Source organism: Flavobacterium fluviale (genome assembly GCF_003312915.1).
In the GTDB taxonomy this organism is placed as follows: Bacteria; Bacteroidota; Bacteroidia; order Flavobacteriales; family Flavobacteriaceae; genus Flavobacterium; species Flavobacterium fluviale.
Genome location: NZ_CP030261.1, coordinates 728,395 through 749,657 on the forward strand (window position 1 = coordinate 728,395; position 21,263 = coordinate 749,657).

The 21,263-nt window shown below is 35.5% G+C and carries 13 protein-coding genes; 3 read left to right on the forward strand and 10 right to left on the reverse strand.

The window, feature by feature from the left end; genetic code table 11:
* Nucleotides 1-114: 114 nt before the first annotated feature.
* Together HYN86_RS03480 and HYN86_RS03485 are read left to right on the forward strand one after the other, a co-directional pair.
* On the forward strand, nucleotides 115-1,272 hold the full coding sequence (locus HYN86_RS03480; protein ID WP_113676785.1) for an iron-containing alcohol dehydrogenase: 1,158 nt from the start codon (nucleotides 115-117) through the stop codon (nucleotides 1,270-1,272).
* 511 nt (nucleotides 1,273-1,783) lie between these two features.
* The gene (locus HYN86_RS03485) at nucleotides 1,784-2,779 is read left to right on the forward strand and encodes an NAD(P)H-dependent glycerol-3-phosphate dehydrogenase (protein WP_113676786.1); all 996 of its coding nucleotides are present in this window, start codon (nucleotides 1,784-1,786) and stop codon (nucleotides 2,777-2,779) included.
* A 112-nt stretch (nucleotides 2,780-2,891) separates the two neighbouring features.
* Here HYN86_RS03485 and HYN86_RS03490 read toward each other — a convergent pair whose 3' ends face one another.
* From HYN86_RS03490 to HYN86_RS03500, 3 genes are all read right to left on the reverse strand, one after another.
* Entirely contained in the window at nucleotides 2,892-3,299 is a 408-nt protein-coding gene (locus tag HYN86_RS03490) for a hypothetical protein (RefSeq protein WP_057115256.1), read from the reverse strand.
* 98 nt (nucleotides 3,300-3,397) lie between these two features.
* Nucleotides 3,398-4,417, reverse strand: a complete 1,020-nt coding sequence (locus HYN86_RS03495; protein WP_113676787.1) for a phenylalanine--tRNA ligase subunit alpha — start codon at nucleotides 4,415-4,417, stop codon at nucleotides 3,398-3,400.
* A 110-nt stretch (nucleotides 4,418-4,527) separates the two neighbouring features.
* Nucleotides 4,528-4,884 carry a hypothetical protein gene (locus tag HYN86_RS03500; RefSeq protein WP_113676788.1) on the reverse strand — a complete coding sequence of 119 codons (357 nt, stop codon included), beginning with the start codon at nucleotides 4,882-4,884 and terminating at the stop codon, nucleotides 4,528-4,530.
* Between the two features lie 241 nt (nucleotides 4,885-5,125).
* On the opposite strand from HYN86_RS03500, the gene HYN86_RS03505 reads away from it, so the two are divergent.
* Nucleotides 5,126-5,680, forward strand: a complete 555-nt coding sequence (locus HYN86_RS03505; protein WP_113676789.1) for a CvpA family protein — start codon at nucleotides 5,126-5,128, stop codon at nucleotides 5,678-5,680.
* Between the two features lie 382 nt (nucleotides 5,681-6,062).
* Here the strand turns inward: HYN86_RS03505 and HYN86_RS03510 are convergent, their stop codons facing one another.
* From HYN86_RS03510 to HYN86_RS03545, 7 genes are all read right to left on the reverse strand, one after another.
* Nucleotides 6,063-8,471, reverse strand: coding sequence for a glycoside hydrolase family 95 protein (locus HYN86_RS03510; protein ID WP_113676790.1), 2,409 nt, complete (start codon nucleotides 8,469-8,471; stop codon nucleotides 6,063-6,065).
* 247 nt (nucleotides 8,472-8,718) lie between these two features.
* Nucleotides 8,719-10,665 carry a sialate O-acetylesterase gene (locus HYN86_RS03515; protein WP_113676791.1) on the reverse strand — a complete coding sequence of 649 codons (1,947 nt, stop codon included), beginning with the start codon at nucleotides 10,663-10,665 and terminating at the stop codon, nucleotides 8,719-8,721.
* A gap of 112 nt (nucleotides 10,666-10,777) precedes the next feature.
* Nucleotides 10,778-12,280 (reverse strand): cellulase family glycosylhydrolase, encoded by a 1,503-nt coding sequence (locus HYN86_RS03520; RefSeq protein WP_113679841.1) that lies wholly within the window; start codon nucleotides 12,278-12,280, stop codon nucleotides 10,778-10,780.
* Between the two features lie 87 nt (nucleotides 12,281-12,367).
* On the reverse strand, nucleotides 12,368-14,605 hold the full coding sequence (locus HYN86_RS03525) for a glycoside hydrolase family 3 C-terminal domain-containing protein (protein WP_113676792.1): 2,238 nt from the start codon (nucleotides 14,603-14,605) through the stop codon (nucleotides 12,368-12,370).
* Between the two features lie 90 nt (nucleotides 14,606-14,695).
* Nucleotides 14,696-16,252, reverse strand: a complete 1,557-nt coding sequence (locus HYN86_RS03530; protein WP_113676793.1) for a GH39 family glycosyl hydrolase — start codon at nucleotides 16,250-16,252, stop codon at nucleotides 14,696-14,698.
* 281 nt (nucleotides 16,253-16,533) lie between these two features.
* The gene (locus HYN86_RS03540; protein ID WP_113676795.1) at nucleotides 16,534-18,540 is read right to left on the reverse strand and encodes a glycoside hydrolase family 97 protein; all 2,007 of its coding nucleotides are present in this window, start codon (nucleotides 18,538-18,540) and stop codon (nucleotides 16,534-16,536) included.
* A 274-nt stretch (nucleotides 18,541-18,814) separates the two neighbouring features.
* Entirely contained in the window at nucleotides 18,815-21,214 is a 2,400-nt protein-coding gene (locus HYN86_RS03545) for a glycoside hydrolase family 31 protein (protein WP_113676796.1), read from the reverse strand.
* Nucleotides 21,215-21,263 lie beyond the last annotated feature (49 nt).

A 21,263-nucleotide genomic window follows, 5' to 3' on the forward strand; every position in this document is an offset into this window, starting at 1 on the left:
TAGCTCAGAATCTTTGCAACCCAAGATCTTAAAAAAAATTAAATAACATGCTGCTAAGCTAAAAGAGGAAAACCTTAGAACCTCAGAATCTTAGCAACTTAGAACCTTAAAAAAATGCTCAACTTTGAATTATATAATCCGACGAATTTAATTTTCGGAAAAGGACAAATTGCGAAACTTTCGACTTTAGTTCCAAAAGATGCTAAAATTCTTTTGGCGTACGGCGGCGGAAGTATTTTTAAAAACGGAATTTACGATCAAGTAATCAATAACTTAAAAGGTTTTGAGATTGTTGAATTTGGCGGTATTGAGCCAAATCCGCATTTTGAAACTTTGATGAAAGCGGTTGATGTGATCAAAGCAGAAAAAATCGATTTTATTCTTGCTGTCGGCGGCGGATCTGTAATTGATGGCGTGAAGTTTATTTCGGCAGCAGTAAACTTTGAAGGAAACCCGATTGATATTCTACAAAAACGTATTTTAATTAAAGAAAATGCAATGCCATTCGGAACTGTTTTAACTCTTCCAGCAACGGGAAGTGAAATGAATTCTGGATATGTGGTAACAATTGAAGCTACACAGGAAAAATTATCTTCTGGCGGAAGCGCTTTGTTTCCGAAATTCTCTATCTGTGATCCAAATGTAATTGCTTCTTTACCAAAAAGACAAATTCAAAACGGAGTTGTAGACGCTTATACGCATGTGATGGAGCAGTATCTAACGTATCCGCACGAAGGTTTTCTTCAAGACAGAATTGCAGAAGGAATTCTACAAACTTTAATTGAAGTTGGTCCAGGAGTTGTCGAAAATCCGACAGATTATACTTTAGCTTCTAATTTTATGTGGAGCTGTACGATGGCTTTAAACGGATTAATCCAAAAAGGCGTTCCTAGCGATTGGGCAACTCATATGATTGGCCACGAATTAACGGCGCTTTACGGAATTGATCACGCAAGAACTTTGGCAATTATTGGTCCAAGTTTGTACAATGTAATGTTTGAAACTAAAAAAGCAAAACTAGCACAATACGGAAGACGTATTTTTAATCTTTCTGGTTCTGATGAAGAAGTGGCAAAAGAAGCGATCAACAAAACAGTTGACTTCTTCCATAGTATGGGAATGGATACCAAACTTTCTCAATACACTGAAGATTATTCGAATACCGCAGAATTTATCGTAAATCGTTTTGACGAAAGAGGCTGGAAAGGTTTAGGCGAAAACCAATTGGTAACTTTAGATAAAGTAAAATCGATTGTTGAGCTTTCTTACTAAAAGCTAAATTCCAAATTTAAAAATCCAAATTCCAATCTTAAACTTTTTGATTTGGATTTTTATTATTGGAATTTCATCAAAAAAGGCGTTCTTAACAAGTTTAGGAACGCCTTTTTAAAATACTAAAACAAAACTAACTAACTCAATTCTTTTTAAATTCATTAAAATTCTAATTTATAAAGACTTACAACGTATTGTGTCATATTTTATTGTGGGGGTTATAAGATTTTTTTTCTAAAAATTAAATTTAAGATCATTACTTCCTTTCTGTTCAGGCTTTTCACTGCTTTTCTTTTTTTAATATTCTTAATCGCATACTTAAAATTGAAAGAAATTATTTATAAAAATATTTTTAAAGTAATTTTAATTTTTAGAGCTGTAATATATCCTGAAATTCAACTCGTTTAAAGTTATCGCAAAACGTTAAGAAGGATCATTTGACAAATTTCTTAAATCAGTCTTTGCTTTATTAGCACATTATTAAGTACTTTTGTTTTAAATTATTAAAATAATGAGCGAAAAATTAAAATTTGCAGTAATTGGAGGAGGAAGCTGGGCAACGGCAATTGCAAAAATGTTATGCGTTAATCTTTCAGAAATTGCGTGGTACATGCGTAATGATTCTGCGATCGAACATATTCAGAAATACAAACACAATCCGAATTATTTAAGTTCTGTTGAATTTGATACTAACAAGCTTAAATTGACCAATAATATAAATGAAGCAATTGAATACGCAGATTATATCATTTTTGCCATTCCATCTGCTTTTTTAGATGCCGAATTAAAAAACATGACGATATCTTTAGCTGATAAAATTATTTTTTCAGCTATTAAAGGAATTGTTCCAGAAACGAGTTTAATCGTTGGCGAGCATTTCCATATTCAATATGATATTCCTTATTATAATATTGGAGTTATTACTGGTCCATGCCACGCAGAAGAAGTTGCATTAGAAAGACTTTCTTACTTAACAATTGCCTGCGGAGATCCAGAAAAAGCATGTATTGTCGCAAAATCACTTTCAGGAAATTACATCAAAGCCAAAATTTCTGATGATATTATTGGTACAGAATATGCAGCAATGCTAAAAAACATTTACGCAATTGCTGCCGGAATCGCTCACGGCTTAGGTTACGGCGATAACTTTCAATCGGTAATGATGAGTAACGGAATCCGTGAAATGAAAAAATTCATCCGTAAAGTGCACAAAATGAAACGTAATATTAATGACTCTGCTTATTTAGGCGATTTATTAGTTACAGGTTATTCTGTTTTCTCTAGAAACAGAATGTTCGGAAATATGATTGGAAAAGGATATACTGTAAAAAGCGCCATGATGGAAATGAGCATGGTTGCCGAAGGTTATTACGCAACAAAAAGTGCTTATAAACTAAATCAAGGTTACGGGGCAAAAACGCCAATTATTGATGCTGTTTATGCTGTTTTATATGAAGGAAAAGATGCAAAAACGGTTTTCAAGAAATTAACGGAATCTTTGGATTAAATTTTAGAAAATAGAAGAAAGAAGAAAGAGTCAAGACTGTCTAATCAGTTTGACTCTTTTTTTATTTCAACACAAGTCTTTTTTCTTGCTTCTTGCTTCTATTTTCTTATCTCTACTTCACCATTACACCTTCAACAAAAAGAATCGGCACTTCTTCTGTATTGTTTTCGTTGATTAAGTTTGATTTAAAAATGAATTTCTTATCGTACAAAGTGTTTCCAATGAAGAAAGTCACCATAAATTCGTTGTTCAAAACCAAAAGACTTTTTTCAATCATTTCAATCTTAACAACAGAAACGGCAGGAACTTCTACAAAAGCATGACGCAGAATTGAAGTTTTCTTCATTTCACCGTCGATTGTTCCAAATGCCTTCGAAACTACCATAACACTATCTAAATTAAAGTCACTATCGTTAACTAAATAAGCGTACCACACTTTTTCCATAAAGTCATCGCTCCATTCCTGCACAGCCGCAAGAAATACGTTTTCAACTTCTGGAATTATTATATCTTTTTTCATATGAGTCAAAAATTTAAAAGCCGAAAGTCATAAAGTCGAAAGTTAAAAGCCAATATTTGGGACTTTCAACTTTCGACTTTACGACTTTATGACTTAAATTATATATTTGATTTAAACTGCTCTAAGAAACGAACATCGTTTTCATAAAACATACGGATATCACCAATTTGGTATAAAAGCATTGCGATACGCTCTACTCCCATTCCGAAAGCAAAACCGTTGAATTCATCTGGATTGATATCACAGTTTTTCAAAACGTTTGGATCTACCATTCCGCATCCTCCAATTTCCAGCCATCCAGTTCCTTTTGTGATTCTGTAATCTGTTTCGGTTTTTAAACCCCAGTAGATATCAATTTCAGCACTTGGTTCTGTAAATGGGAAATAAGACGGACGAAGACGAATCTTAGATTTTCCGAACATTTCTTTTGTAAAATAAAGCAACGTCTGTTTCAAGTCGGCAAAAGACACGTCTTTATCAATGTATAATCCTTCCACTTGATGGAAAATACAGTGCGAACGAGAAGAAATTGCTTCGTTACGGAAAACACGTCCTGGAGAAATCGTACGAATTGGCGGTTTATGATTTTCCATATAACGCACCTGAACAGATGATGTATGCGTACGCAATAACACATCAGGATTGGTCTGAATGAAAAACGTATCCTGCATATCACGCGCCGGATGGTATTCTGGCAGGTTCAATGCCGTAAAGTTATGCCAGTCGTCTTCGATTTCCGGACCTTCGGAAACGTTAAAACCAATGTTGGCAAAAATATCTATAATCTGATTTTTAACGATAGAAATCGGGTGGCGTGAACCAATAATTACAGGTTCTGCTGCACGTGTTAAATCACCAAAAATACCTTTTGATTCTTCTTTGCTTTCAAGTTCTTCTTGAATAACTCTTACTTTCTCTTCGGCAACCGCTTTTAGAGTATTGATTACTTGTCCAAAATCCTTTTTTTGGTCGTTTGGAATATTTTTAAATTCAGTAAAGAGTTCTTTCAATAAACCTTTACTTCCTAAATATTTAATACGGAACTGCTCTAAAGATTCTTTGTTTTTTTCATTAAAGGCTTTGGCTTCCTCTATGTGTTGTTTTATCTTGTCTATCATTTTCCTCCAATGCTTGAGAATACAAATTTAGTGTTTTTAGTTTAAAATATACAGTCTGAATCTTAGATTTCAGTTCAATTTCGACCGAAAACTGAGACTGAGACTAAAAACTACTCAATAAGTTTTCTTTCTAAAAAATAATTTACAATTGCTTCTTTCATTAAAACCGATTGTTCTCCTGCTTTTAATGGCGGTAATTCTTCTTTTACTTTGTAATGCGGCCAGCCTTCAGCATCAAAAAAATCGAATTCATAAAATCCGTACGGCTCCAGCAATCTGCAGATGGCAATGTGCATTAGGTTTAATTTTTCGTCTTTTTTGAATTCGCGGTGCACTTTCCCAAGTTCCTGAACTCCTATTAGGTAAATTATGGCATCTAAATCTAAATCTTCGCCCTGCGAAAACTGATTAGATAGTATTTCAACGAGCTTTTCCCATCGCTCTTTTAATTGTGTATCTCTAGACATCGTATGATTATTGATTGTTGATTTTAGATATTAGATTCTCAAAAATTCAATTCTGAAGGGCAGAATTGCAATCTAATCTCTAAATTTTGATTTGCAAAGATACAGAGTTCAAATTCAATGTGCCGAAAAAAATTAAACACATAAAATTACATCTGCCATAAAACCTACGAACCTTTGTCTCTCTGCATCTCTGAACCTTAAAAAAACATATATTTGCGCCTTTATTTAATACACCAAAATAATGAGTTTTTTTGATATTATTGTTGCCGCGCTTCTGGTTTTTAGTTTATACAAAGGAATTAAAAATGGACTTTTTATAGAAGTTGCTTCTTTTATTTCGCTGTTATTAGGAATTTATCTTGCCATTAAATTTTCATCTTTAATGACTGGTATGATTTCAAAACATGTTTCATGGAATCCAACTAATATTCAGCTTACGGCTTTTGTATTAACGTTTATTCTGGTTGTGATTGGCGTTTATTTTCTAGCTAAAATTTTAACTGGAATTGCCGATTTTGCTATGCTTGGCTGGATGAACAAATTAGGAGGAGGTCTTTTCAGGATTTTAAAAACTATTCTTATTCTAAGTGTTTTTATCGCTTTGTTCGAAAAAATCAATTTCAATAATACTTTCGCTAAAAAAGAAACTTTAGACAATTATATTTTTTATAATCCAGTAAAGAAAGTTGCTGCTTTTGTATATCCGTCGATTGAAAAATGGTACGAAACTTTTAAAAAGGAACATTCTGAAAAACAACAAGAAGAAAAAGAAACTTCTGAATCTGAAAAAGAATAATTCGTGTATCAAACCCGACAGGTTTTTATCCCGAGGCTTCGGGACTGTCGGGTTTCTTATTAACAACAACAAAATTACATATAGCTCCGCTGGAGCTTTAATATTGACGCTTATTTATTTTGCTATAAATATTTCGCTTCTCCGAAGCTTTTTTTAAAATAACCCTAAAAGGTTTACAAACTTATTGAGTTTGCTTTTATACATACCTTTTATTTTATAAAGCCTCAGAGAAGCAAAATATTTATAGAAATTTAAATCTTGCGAATGTAAAAGAGCTCCAGCGGAGCGACATATATTTCGCTGCTCTGGAGCTCTTTTACAATCTGGATAATATTTTTTCTATAAATATTTCGCTTCTCCGAAGCTTTTCTAAAAATACTATTTAGAATTTGATTTCTAGACTTTCTCCTTTTTTCAAAACGATATCTTGTTTTTTATCTCCGAAAATCACAGTTGTTTTTCCTCCGTTTTTAGAAGAAACAATTATTTTTTGCGGTTTTTTATTATTCCAAGTCATTTCAATTTCGAATCCTCCCCTTGCACAGATACCGCTTACAGAGCCTTCGCCCCAAGCATCCGGTAACGCAGGAAGTAATCGAATTTCGTTTTCGTCTGACTGAACCAACATTTCGGCAACGGCAGCTGCGCCTCCAAAATTACCATCAATTTGAAATGGCGGATGTGCGTCGAATAAATTCGGGTATGTTCCTCCTCCTCTTCTTGGTTTTTCTGTTTTTTTACCATCTGGATCAACGTAACGAAGTAATTCACGGAACATTTTATAAGCGCGGTTTCCGTCCCAAAGTCTCGCCCAAAGATTAATTCTCCAACCTTTTGACCAGCCTGTAGTTTCATCGCCTTTTATTTCTAAAGTCTTTCTTGAAGCTTCAGCCAAATCTGGTGTTTTTAAAGGCGTAATGTGATCGCCAGGGAAAAGTCCAAATAGCTGTGATTGATGACGGTGTTTTGGATCATTATCATCCCAATCAAAATACCACTCCTGCAAATTTCCTTTTTTACCAATTTGATACGGATAAAGCTTTGCAAGCGCTGTTTCTAATTTTGCTCTAAAATCAGCATCTGTATTCAGTACTTTTGAAGCTTTTATCGTTTTATCAAAACATTCACGAATCATAGCCAAATCGGCTGTTCCGCCATATAAAGTCGCTCCGACAAAACCATCTGCCAGTTTATATTGATTTTCTGGCGAAGTCGAAGGCGATGTAATAAGATTGCCGTTTTTATCTGTTACAAGCCAGCCCAAACAAAATTCGGCTGCGCCTTTCATTAACGGATATCCTTCTTTTTTCAAATAGGCTAAATCTTGTGTAAAAGTGTAATGTTCCCAAATGTGTGTGCTCAACCAAGCGCCCGCCATTGGCCAGCAAGCCCACATTGGGTCTTCTTTTCCAAATTGCCCAACGGGATTGGTCATTGCCCAAATATCTGAGTTATGTGCCGCTGCCCAGCCTTTATTTACTCCATAAAAAGTCTTAGCCGTAATTTTTCCTGTTACCGAAAGATTTTTAATGAAACTCAAAAGTGACGAATGCATTTCGGAAAGATTGGTGTTTTCTGCCAGCCAATAATTTTCTTCCAGATTAATATTCATGGTATAATTACTACTCCAAGGCGGACTCAAATGCGGATTCCAAAGTCCTTGCAAATTGGCCGGAACGCCCAAAGTTCTTGACGAACTAATTAGCAGATAACGTCCGAAATTGAAATACAAAATTTCTAGATTTTTATCTTCTTTTCCGTCAGCGTAGCGCAATAAACGTTCGTCTGTTGGTACATCTGGAGCGGTTGTTTTTCCTAAATCTAAATTTACACGATTAAAGAATTTTTGATAATCGGCAATATGAGATTCTTTTACTTTATCGAATGGTTTTGCATACGCTTTGTTTAAATTTTGCAATGCAATTGACACCTCATCTAAACCTTCTGTTGCGGGATTTTTATCAAAACCATTAAAACTTGTGGCAACAGAGACATAAATAGTCGCTTCTGTTGCATCTTTTAAACTTAAAGATTCTCTCGAACTTGTAACTTTTCCGTCAGTTTTTTTGATTTGGATTAAAGTCGTAAATCTTGTTCCTCTTTCTTTTATGTCTAAATATTTGGGTAAAACGGTATATCCAGCATTTTCATGAATTGGTGCATTACCCTTCATTACCAAAATATTGTTTCTTACTTCAACATTTGACTTTAAAAGACTTTTTAAATTGACATCAAAATTTAAAGCGCCTTTTTGGTCAGCAGTCAATTTGATGATCATAATTTGATCTGGAGCCGAAACAAAATATTCACGCGTATATTTTATACCGGCCATTTCGTAACTTACTTTGGAAATCGCGTTCGAAAGATCCAGTTCCCGATGATAATTTACTGCTTTCCCTTTTTCGGAATTATTGATTTCTAATGTTCCCAAAGGCGCATAAGATTCGGAGTTTTTTCCCTGAACTTTTTTATTTAATTCTTCTGCCAGTTTATAGTTTTCATTTTTTAAAGCCTCACGAATGACTGGAATGTTTTTATACGCATCAGGACTCATATTAGCATTTACAGGTTCGCCTGACCAAAGCGTAATGTCGTTCAAATAAATTTTATCCGAATTGGCGCCTCCAAAAACGGTTGCTCCCATTTTTCCATTTCCTAAAACTAAGCTTTCTTCAAAGAATTCTGCAGGCTGTTTGTACCATAAAACATTTTTAGACTGCGCTGAAATGTTTGTATAGAACAATGTAAAAATTAAGATTAGAAATGTTTTTTTTATGAGCTTTGAATTCATTTTGCTGCGTTTTAAATATTACCGATCAGATGTTCCTACGGAACAATATTGCATTGTTAATTTTTTACAACGGATTTCATCCGTTGCTACCAATGAATTGTTCCTAACGGAACATTTTTAATTTATTTTTCATTCAAACAAGTTTCGAAAACCGTTCAAATTACCTTTTACTTCTCACTAATTACTAAGACTAATCACCAAGAACTAATGCTAAGGACTAAAGACTAAAGACTAAGAACTAAAAAAACTACTTACTCACTGAATACTTTTCATTCGCCGTAATCATTTCCCAATTATCGGTTCTGAAAGGCGATGCAGGGAATTTTTCTTTATTGAAAAGATTGATTGCCGTATCATCATCTGCCCAGCCGTAATGCACTGCAACTGGATTTTGAACTTTATCGCTTGAAACAAATATTTTGTTGTCTTTGATTATCGCTTTCGCGGCATGAAAAACTTTGTCTGAACCTGCAATTTCGAAGCCTTTTAATTCATCGTTATTTGGCGTTGATAGCCCACTGCCAATGTTATCAAAAGTCAAAATGATCTGATTTCCTTTTATTTCTTGAGACTTATAAGCTGGTCCGCTGTGAACTTGTTTTTTACCGTAAATATTGTTCATCGCAACTGCCGCTAATCGTAAGCCGATGTCTTGCTTGTTTGTTGGATGAATGTCTTTTGCGTTACCAATATCGGTTGTAACCACCATTCCGGTATTTTTTAATTTTAAAGTTTCAGATTGTGCTTCGCGAAGTTCTGCCCAACGGCTTCCTTTTTGACTGTTACCCCCAAATTCGTCGAAAGTTGACAATTGAACAAAGTAAAAAGGAAAATCTCCTTGTTTGAATTTCGTTCTCCAATCATTGATCATTAACGGAAATGACTTTTTATATTCTGCTGCTCTCCAAACATTGGCTTCGCCCTGATACCACAAAACGCCCTGCATCGCATAAGGAACCAACGGATTGACCATTGCATTGTACAATAATGAAGGATAACTGTTTGGCGAAATCGCAATTTTTACCTGTACAACATTAAACTTCCAAAGTCCGTCAAGCGGAAGGTTTGTGTCTTTAAAATCGATTTTTAAATCAGTTGCATCGCCGTAGATGCCGCCACCGCCGCTGTAATCTGTAATTCTAACTGCGATTACGTTGCTACCTTCTTTCAAGACATTTGCCGGAATTTTATAAACTCGTAGTTTGTCCCAAAGATTATTCGTTCCAACTTCAACTCCGTTGATATAAGTTTTGTCCTCGTCGTCAACTTTTGCTAAATGCAAAACAGCTTCTTTTTTGGCTTGCTCTGCCGTTAAAACAATTGTTTTTCGCATCCAGACAATTCCATCGATATTGCCAATCTGCTGATTTTCCCAAAGTGAAGGCACTTTTATTTCCGGCCAGTTTTTATCCTGAAAATTTAGATTTTTGAATTGATTTTCATTTTCCAGAGAAACATCAAAACCTTGTACTTTTTTAAGACTGTCTAAAACCGATTTCTTATAAATTTCAAAAACCGAATCAATATCTACCATTGGGACATCTGCAATCATGGCCTTGAATTCTGGGCTGTTTTGAAAAGCTTCACGGCTTGTCCAGGTTTCTACGTTGGTTCCGCCCCAAGAAGTATTGATGATGCCGATTGGAATTTTTAATTCTGCATATAATTTTCTGGCGAAATAATACCCAACTGCTGTAAAATTGCCAACCGTTTCTTTATTTGATGCTTCCCATTTTCCTTGTTTCAAATCCTCTTTTGGAGTGCCGCTTAAATCTTGAGCAACACCAAAATGACGAATCATTGGATAATTGGAATCAGCAATTTCTTTTTCGGCATTCATGGTTTTGTAAACCTGAAATTCCATATTCGACTGACCGCTGCAAATCCACACTTCGCCGACCAAAACATTTTTGATGACAATTTTATTTTTTCCAATAATGATTAATTCAAATGGTCCACCAGCTTTTTCTGGACTTAAATTTACCGTCCATTTTCCGTTTTTATCGGCTTGGGTTTTCTTAATTTGTTTGTTGAAGTGAATTTCTACACTTTCATTTGGATCTGCAAAACCCCAAATCGGGATTTGCTTGTCTCTTTGAAGCACCATTCCGTTAGAGAATATTAAAGGCATTCTCACATTAGCATTTGATAAAACACTAATTATCAGAAAAATAAAAACTAAACTTTTTTTCATTTTTTCTATTTTGAATATTTTTAACCGTATAAGTGATATAAGTTATTTTAAGTTTTTATTTAATATTGCACTTAAATTTACTTATATCACTTATACGATTTAACTACATTTTTTACTGTAATCCTTCGATTAAAGCGTTTAAAGCCTGTGTGTCAAAAACAGTATTATTACTTCTATTGAAAATTCCGAAACCTTTATCTCCTATGCTTCCTTCATCCCAATAAAAGGGTAATAATCCGTTTGCTTTTGCTGTTTTTACCACTGTTTTTAGATAATAAGCTCTTGAATTTAAATGTAAAGTCAGAGCGTCTCCCGTTAAAGTTGTTCTTCGGATTGCTCCAAATTCTCCCAATAAAACTGGAATTCCCTTATCTACAAACTGCGTTTTCATTAATTTGAAGTTTTTCTCCAAATCTGCTTCCTCTCCCCAAGTGGCATTTCGTTCTGTATCGGTTGTAGAGTGAAAACCATTACCCCAATAATAAAACATTTTACCCCAAGTTTCATCTTTGGTTAAACCAGCAAAATTCCAAGGCGAATAATAATGCACTTCGACCATCATTCTGCCAGTTACTTTATCTACTGGCAATGTAGTCATTAATTTGTTTGTTTTTTCGATATCTGTTGTCGGCCCTTGAACGACTAAAACACGAGAAGCATTTTTTCCTCCAGTTGAACGAACTGCATCAATAAAAGTTTGGTGGTAAGAAGTTAAAACCGCCATTTGAGCAGCATCTTCAACCGCTGGTTCGTTGGCGCTTGCAAAAAGCAAATGCTCATCGAAACCTCTTAAATGTGTTGCAATTTGTTCCCAAAAGGCTTTTTGTTTGGCGTTGTTTTCTACTTTTTTGGCTTCGGTGATATTGTTTTCCAGCCATCCGCCGTCCCAGTGAATATTAACCAAAACGTACATATCATTATCGACGCAGTATTGCACTACTTCTTTTACTCTGTTCAGCCATTCCGTTTTGATTTTTGCCGTTGAAGCATTTTCTAAATTCTGATTCCAAGAACACGGAATACGGATCGCATTGAAACCTTTTGCTTTTACAGCATCAATCAGCTCTTTAGTAACTTTTGGATTTCCCCAAGCGGTTTCGCCTCCAGTTGCTTCCAAAGTATTTCCGATGTTCCATCCTAGTTTAATCTTAGCTGCCAATTCCACTGCTGAACTTCCCATTCCAGAAGCATCTGATGCAATTGGATTCGTATTATAACTTGGATATAAACCTGCTACAGCTCCAGCCGCTTGAGAAACTGTAATTTCTGAAGCATTTCCTTCAGTAGAAGTTAACTTCAATACTGTGTTTCGTACTGCTGTATCTACATTTTCTGAAGCCGTAATTTTTACAATCGTACTTCCTGAAGTCCCAACTGCTTGACTTAATTTTATCCAACTTGCGGGATTGCTTAAAGTCCAATTTGTTGCATTAGAATTAATAGTAATCTCAACTGTAGTTTCTTTACTTTCAAAATCAATTTTATTAATGCTCGAAACAACTGTCTTTATGGATACTGGATTTGGATCTTCTTTTTCAGAACTACAGGCTAAAACTCCTAAAAAAGCAAAACACAGAGCGAAGCTTAACAGGTAATCATTAATTGTATTTTTCATCTTATTTGGTTTGGTGGTTAACATCAACGCCAGCTTTAAAAGGGCTGGCGTTAATTATAGTTAGATTTTATCAAAAAAGAACAGCGGTTATTTAACTGTTACTTGAATTTCTTTTTTAATATCTCTTGAAGAAGTTCCAATTTTGATAGTGTATTTTCCTGGCTCAACTGTCCATTTTTTAGATGCAACATCGTAATAAGCCAATTCTTTTACTGGTACTTTAATAGTTACTTTTTCAGAACCTCCTGCTTTCACAGAAGCTTTTTTGAAACCTTTTAATTCTTGTGCTGCACGAGTAATTTTAGAATCAGATTTAGAAGTGTATAGTTGCACTACTTCTTTTCCGTCTACTTTTCCCGTGTTTTTAACCTCAACTGTAACTTCAATTACCTCATTTTGAGCGTAAGATTCTTTATTCGCTTTAGCATTATCAAGCGCAAAAGTTGTGTATGATAATCCGTAACCGAAAGGATATAAGGGAGCCACATTTTTAGTATCAAACCAACGGTATCCAATCAAGATTCCTTCAGCATAATTTACCGTTTTATCTCCAGGGAAACTGTTTGTTGCATGTGCAGGAGAATCTTTTAACTGTTTAGGCATTGTCCAAGGTAATTTTCCTGACGGATTTACTTTTCCTAAAATTACATCTGCCAAAGCATTTCCTCCTTCAGAACCATTAAACCAGCTCCAAACTAAAGCAGAAGATTTTTGGCTTACTTCATTGATATCAAAAGGAGCGCCGGCAATCATAACTACAATAGTTTTAGGATTAGCTTCCGTAACTTTTCTAATTAATTCTTCTTGTCCGAAAGGCAAATGCAAATCTCTTCTATCTGAAGCTTCTGTCTCATAATCACGGTTTGAACCCGCGAAAATGATCGCAACATCAGAATTTTTAGCCGCTTCTACTGCTTCTTGTACTTTTGCATCGTCTAATTTATCGATGGTTACTGGACCGTTAGCTGTAATATTTCCTAAGTTTCCTTTATTTTTTTCATCGTAACGCTCTAAATATCCTTCAGCATAATTGATTTTAACTGATGAAGGAAGTCTGTTTTTAAGACCTTCTAAAGGCGTCACTTCTCTTTTTGTTTTAACTCCAGCACCAAATCCGCCTAGAGCATTTTTCTTTGTCGCATTGTTTCCAATAACAGCAATAGATTTTACTCCGTCTAGTTTTAATGGTAATGCATTATTATCGTTTTTCAACAACACGATTGCTTCTGCAGCAATCTTGTATGCATCTTGGTAATGTGCTTCTGTTGCGATGCTTCCTTTGGCACGAGTTCCGCCGCCCATTGCTTTTACTTGAAACAGCGTTCTTAAAATTCTTTTTACGTGAAGATCAATTTCTTTTTCAGAAACTTCTCCAGATTTAACGGCTGCAATTAATTTATCGGCTAAGAAAAATTCATTGAAAGGTTTTGGTGTTCCCATTTCAATATCCAAACCATTTTTTAAGGCTTTTGCTGTCGAATGCACCGCAGCCCAGTCTGAAACTACAATTCCTTTAAATCCCCATTCATCACGAAGGATTTTATTCAGCATATAATCGTTTTCACATAAGTATTCGCCTCTAAATTTATTGTAAGCGCCCATTATACTGTACGCTTTTGCTTCTTTTACTGAAGCTTCAAAAGCTGGAAGGTAAATTTCACGAAGTGTACGCTCGTCAATTTGTACATCTACAAAATCACGATTCGTTTCCTGATTGTTTGCTGCGTAATGTTTTACACACGCCATTACATCTTTTTCTTGTAAACCAACGATCAACGGCACTGAAAGTTTTTTATTCAAAAATGGGTCTTCAGACATATATTCGTAAGTTCTTCCTCCAAGCGGTGTTCTCACCATATTGATAGCTGGTGAAAGTAACATGTCTTTGTCTCTGGCACGTAATTCTTCTCCTAAACTGGTTCCAAAAGTATGTGCCATTTCTGCGTTCCAAGTTGCAGCCAAAGCGCCTCCTGCAGGATAATAAGTTGCAAAATCGTTTGTCCATCCCGCTGGAGCCCAATTGTCGCGTGAAATTTCTTCACGAACTCCCAACGGACCGTCGGCCATTTTTAATTCTGGAATTCCTAAACGTTTTACGCCCGCATTGGCAAACATGCTGTTCCCGTGAAGCATTCCTATTTTTTCTTCTAATGTCATCTGCGAAATCAGTTTGTCTATTTCCGCATCATGATCTGTGCTTATTTCTTTTCCTACGTATTCTTCTGTTTCTGCCGAATTTGAAGCTAACGTTTGTGCATCATTTTTACAAGAAGTAAACAATGCAAAAACAAGAGCTGCCGAAAGGAATATCATTTTGTTTTTCATAGATAGCTAGGTGTTTTAGATTTAAAGATTTTTGATACCTCACACATTATCTTTTAATACCGTTAATATTATATGTTTGTGGTTTTTTGTTTATTGTTTTATCAAATTTAGAAAAACAACATCGTTTTCATTGATTTTGAATTCTTTGCTGAACGTTCCTTTTGCATCAATTGTTATTTTCTCCGTTGCAATTGGATCTCCGTTATTTTTCTTTTTCATAGCATTTACCTGCTCACGCGTCAACTGACTTGGTTTATTTAAAGCCAGATAATCTGCATAAACGTCATTTACTTTGTAACCTACTTTATAGATTTCTAAAGTATATTTTCCTTTCTGCATTCCGTCAATTTCAATCTTTACTTTTCCTTTTTCTTTTGATGGAAGATCCTGAACGTAATAGGTCTGATTCCAAACTTTCTCGCCTGGATGTGTATTGGTAAAATCCCAAAGTAAAACTTGTACATCGCCTTTTGCATTTTTAGAGGTCCACGAAGCTTTATCCGAATTTTGAAGTTCTGTTTCTCCCAATTTGTTCAAAAATTGATACGAGAAATAAGCTGGCTTTTTAATTCCCTGCGTATTCAACAATCCGAAACCGCCATGAAAAGGCGTAAATCTTGGCCCTGGTTCTTCAAAAATATCTGTAAAAACCCAATATGACATGGAGTTTGCCGCATTGCCGACTTGTTTTAATTTCTGCAGAATATAAGCTGCCGAGTGATAACTGTCGTGAATTGGATCTGCAGGTGTATAAGACGAACTCCACTCTGTGTAATGCAGTTCTAAATTGGGTTTAGTCGAATTGGTAATCTGCTTACGCGAATTAATAACATCTCCGCTAATACTGTTTTCGTCTGGACTTAAAACGGTTCCAGAAGTCCCGAATTCATCCAAATATCCTTGATTTACACCATAAGTATGCGTCGAGATAAAATCTAAAGGCACGTTGTTTTTAGCACAAAAATCGATTGTTTCAGGAACCCATCCTGCTCCTGCTGTTGCTGGCCCTCCGACTTTGTAATCTTTGTTAACTGCTTTTACACCGCGGGCAGCATAATCATACAATTTGAAATATTCTGCCTGAGTTCCTGTCCAAAAACCTGGTGTTAAATTTGGTTCGTTCCAAACTTCAAAATACCATGTTTTTACTTCTTCAACTCCGTAACGTTCTGTAAAATGTGCAGTTAGATTTTTGATTAAATCTTCCCATTTTTTATAATCTTTTGGAGGCGTGACATTTCCTTTCCACCAAAAAATAGTTTCTTTTCCGCTTGCCAGTGCATTCGGCATAAAGCCTAATTCAACAAAAGGTTTCATTTTCATACTCACAATATAATCGAACAAAACATCTACGTATTGATAATTATATTCTGGATTTCCTTTTGAGTCTTCACGGTAAACCGCCATATCATCAGACAACAAACCATGAAAACGAATGTATTTAAAATCGCATTCTTTTTTAACCAATGCTAATTGCTGCTGCCAGTCGGCTCTCAAACCTTCGTTTGCTCTTCCGGCACCGATGCATTCTTTAAACATGGTGTTTAATTTTCCAGCCGATTTGTTGTAATCCACTTTTATCGTTCGGTCTTGAGCCATCAAATGGACTGAAGTAATTAAAACTGCTGCTATTAAAAGTTTTTTCATCTGGAAATGTTTTTTTATTTTTTGCCACAGATTAATGAGGATTCTAAAGGATTTTTCTTTTCTCTCGCAGATTTTGCACATCATGCAGATTCAAATCTTTTTAATCATTTTAATCTGTGGCTAAATATTTTATTTTCTAACAATATGTTAGACGCACTGCAGTGCATCTCTACAAATTATGCGTAATCGTTCCGTTACAAAACCCTACAGTCCCGAAGCCTCGGTATAAAAAACCTGTCGGGTTTAACTTTTTACTTCTAACATTTAATCTCTAACCCAAATTACAATTTTTTGAATCTTACTGCACCACCGCCAGCTCCGCCTAATTTCAATTGTAATTTATCTGAAGCTTTTACTGTTTTCTTAGAAATTGCCACTGCTTCTGGATTGTGCGTTTGATCTGTTCCTTCAGCATCCACATAAATTTGTGCCTCGTAAGTTGCATTTGGATCTAAGAATGATAATGAAACTTCTACATTTCTTGGTTTTTCATTTGTCAAAGTTCCCAAATACCAGTCAGCGCTGTTTCTGTCTTTTCTAGCTGTTGTAATGTATTCACCAATTTTTCCTTCTACAATTTTAGTGTCTTCCCAATCTGTCGGAACATCTTTTAAGAATTGTAAAGCTGGTTTTCCTTCGTAGTTTTCTGGAAGATCTGCCAGCATTTGAATTGGAGAATAAAGCACTACATACAATGCTAACTGCTGTCCCACTGTTCCTTGAATTCTTTTTCCTGGATACCCTTGTTTTACCTCAACATCGAAAATCCCAGGTGTAAAATCCATCGGTCCTGAAAGTAATCTTGTAAACGGGATAATGCTTAAATGATTTGGCGGATTTCCTTCACTCCACGCGTTGTATTCTTGTCCACGTGCTGCTTCTCTCGAAACCATGTTTGGGAAAGTTCTTCTTTCTCCAGTATCTTTTATTGATTCGTGGTATAAAACTGCTAAATCGTACTGTGCCGCTTTTTCTAAAATGTATCTGAAATAGTTCACTCCAAATTGTCCAAAGTGCATTTGTTTCATATTTAATTTTGAACCAACGTGACCAATTTTTACGGTATGAATTCCTAGTTTTTTGTATAAAGCAAAACCTTCGTCAACTTCTTTTAAATAATTAATTAAGTTTGAACCTGTTTCGTGATATCCGATTAATTCGATATTCTTTTTCTTTCCGTATTCAACTACTTTTTCAAGGTCGAAATTGTCAGCGCTTTTGGTGAAGCTGAACATGTGCATACGGTTTTCGTACCATCCTGGAGTCCATCCTTTATTCCATCCTTCGATCAATAAATGGTTGAAACCTTCTTTTGCTGTAAAGTCGATATACGCTTCGGCGTTTTTAGTTGTTGCACCTTGTTTATCGCTTTCCCAGAACGTATACTTCCCGATGTGCATTCCCCACCAGATTCCTAAATATTTATAAGGTTTGAAATAACTGTTTGTGTTTTTTAATTTGTTTGGTTCGTTTAAGTTTAAAACCAAATATGAAGTGATCAATTCACCTGGATTTTCTCCAATTTGAATGGTTCTCCAAGAAGAGGTGAAAGTATCTTTTACACGAACTTTTACACCATCAGGCCATGGCACCAAATCCGATTTTAATTCTGTTCCTCTATTGTTTACCAAAGTCATACTTGCGAAATCGATCAAGTTTGCTTCGTGAAAACTTAGAGCCAATCCGCTTTTACTTTCTATTGTAAGTGGAGTTAAAACGGTGTCAAGTGTACTTACCGGTGCATCTTTGAAAAGATATTCGTCACGGTTTTCTCTGTTTGCCGGAATCCACCATGCTTTTCCATCTTCTTTTAAGTTAAAAGTTGTTTTTTCATCCATGATGAAAATACTGTCTTTTACATTTTGTTTTGGATAAACATATCGAAACGCCACTCCATCGTCGAAAGCACGAAACTGAATTTGCAATTTTCTTTTGTTTCCAGTCTTTTGCTGTAAATCAACAACCAACTGATTGTAATTGTTTCTGATATTTTTCTTTTCTCCCCAAACTTGTTCCCAAGTTTCATCAAACGAAGAAGTTTTTGCTCCCTTAATTTCAAAATTTGAACTTAAATCTTCATTTCCTTTTAGTAAAAATCCCATTTCTGATGGTGTAATCACTTCGGTTTTTCCGTGTGAAACAGCATATTTTGGAGCATTTTTTACCAGCTCAAACTTGATTTTATTTTGTCCGTTTGGCGATGCCAGTTCGTAAGCGTTTTTGTTTTTCTGACTGTAGCCCATTGCTACTGAAAACAAAACGGCTGGGAGAATTAGATAGTTTTTCATGTTTTTTGGAATTATATTTTTTTAGCCACGAATTCACGAATTTTATTAATTAAATCTTTGACTAGATTATTTTAAACACATAGAATCATAGTTAATTTGAAACTTAAAAAAAGGCGTTTCACTTGTTTAAATTCACATAGCTATGTGTTGGAAACTAGTTTCTTTTTATTCTCTTTTTCAGAAACAAAAAGTCTATGTTTCTATGTGTTTATTTTTTTCGCCACGAATTCGCGAATTATACAGATTAAATTCGTGAATTCGTGGCTATAACTTTTTATTTAATCCACTCGGTTTTAAAAGTGGTTTTTCCGTTTAATGGATTTCCAGTTACGTCAAAATTGTTTCCGTTTTTGGTCACTTTTATTTCTTGTACTGCATCGCCGTCTGGTAAAAATACTTTAGCTGTTGCCGAAGTTGTTTTGTCGCTTGCATAAACTTTTAATGTCAGCTTGCTCCAATCCATGTCTTTTGTAGACTGCGCTAAACCGATGTGTGGAATCGCAGTTCCGTCTTTAATTAAAACTACAATTGGCACTTCGCCAGCTTTAATTTTATGCCATCCCGATTGGTATACTTTTTTAGTTTGATAATCGATCCAAGTTCCTTCCGGAAGATAAACGTCTCTTTCTTCAACATCTTCAAAAAGTGGTGCCACTAAAATGCTTGAACCAAATAAATATTCGTTATCAACTAACCAAGCTCCCGGATCGTTTGGATATTCTACAAATAAGGCACGCATCATTGGCAATCCTTTTTGAGAACTTTCTTTTGCCTGAGCATAGATATATGGCATTAATTCGTAACGCATATTATCTGCTTTTCTAAATCCTTCTAAGAACTCTTTGCTGTACAACCAAGGTTCGCGTGGAGGCTCTCCGTGGCTTCTTACGTGCGATGTAAACATTCCGAATGGTGTCCATCTTCTATAAATATTCTCAGGAGATTTAGTTGCAAATCCTCCAACATCATGACTCCAGAAACTGAAACCAGAAAGACCTAATGAAAGTCCGCCGCGTAATTCTGCTGACATGGCTCCGTTTGAAGTTTCAGAATCTCCTCCCCAATGCAAAGGATAACGCTGAGATCCTGCCCAAGTACTTCTTGCCCAGATTAAGGTGTATCCTTTTTCTTTCTGCGTAATTTCAGCAACAGCTTTGTTGTAACGTAACGGATATAAATTGTGCTCGTAAAAACCAGTTCTTCCAGAATGGTAAATTCCGTCTGGCGGTGCCGCTTCTCCAAAATCAACTTTGAAAACGGCTACGCCTTCATCAAATAATTTTTTCAATTTTCCTTGGTACCAAGCAATCGTTTCTGGATTTGAGAAATCTAAAACGGCATCTTCGTACGGAAGATTTCCTTTTCTGTCTCTTACCGCTAAGTTTTTCTCCATTATTTCAGGAAACAAAGTATTCTTTGGCGTGAAATACGGTAATTGCCATAAACAAACTTGGAAACCATCTTTCTTTAAATCAGACATCATTTTGGTTGCGTCTGGGAAACGAGATTTTGCAAACTCGTAGTTGTTTCTCCAATCTACATCAAACCATCCTGTATCGAAATGAATAACATCGGTTGGGATTTTGTATTTACGCAAATCTCTTGCTACATCTCTTCCTTCTTTTTCTGAGAAATAAGTGATTCGGCTCATCCAGAAACCGAAAGACCAAAGTGGCGGCATCGCAGCTTTTCCAGTCAAATTAGTGTATTGATCTAAAACGTCTTTTGGTTCTCCGATAAAGAAAAATAAATCGGCTTCATCATCGCCAATGTACATTTCGTTGGCACTTGAAAAATATTTCCCAAAGTCAACTGTAATTGGTGTAGAATGGTGCATGAAAACTCCGTAACCGCGGCTGCTCATGTAAAACGGAATCGGTTTGTACATGGTTTCATTTTGGATTCCGTTCGCGTCATCTGTCCATAAAACTACTTTTTGTCCGCGTTTGTTGAATTGTGTGAATGATTCTCCACAACCAAATATTTTTTCGTCTGGTTCTAAACTGAACGCCGCGCCCATACTTCTTGAATAATCGCTGTTTCTGCGAACATAAGAAAACGGAAGTGTTGGTGTATACGTATTTTTAAAATCGGTATCGTGAAGCGTGCTTGTCAGCATTTTTCCTTTTTCATCGTAGATTTTTACGTGCCAAGGTTTGGTCAAAATTTCAACTCTTCCGTGTTTGCTTGTATAACTGTGCCCGCCTTCAATTTTAGAATATTTCCATAATTCCGGGTGATTTGGCGCAACGCCGTCAACCAGCATTAAAGATTCTTTTTGCGGATGAAACTGCGGTCCAGAAGTCGTTTTGATTCTAACTGTTCTATCGGAAACAAACTGAATTTCAAACGGCAAAACTGGAGATTCTGCGTATTCTGTTGTTGGGAATTCGTTTGCTTTTTCTACATCAGGTTTCATCATCATGTTGTTGAAAGCCTGACGCGTTTTGTAATTGTATCTCAAATATTTTATAGTTCCTTTTCCTGTTGCAGGATCAAAAGAGGCCAATTCATCTGCGAAATAAAAGGTGTTCAGATAATTCTGAAAATCTTTACTGATATCAATTGGTGCATTTAATACTTCTGCATTTTGAATTTGTGCTGATGCTTTCGGCACCGCAATAAATCCAAACATTAAGGCAGAAAATAATGCGGTTAGTTTTGAGTTTTTCATTGGTTAATAATTCTAGATGTTAGTTTATCCTAACAGGTTTTAGAAACCT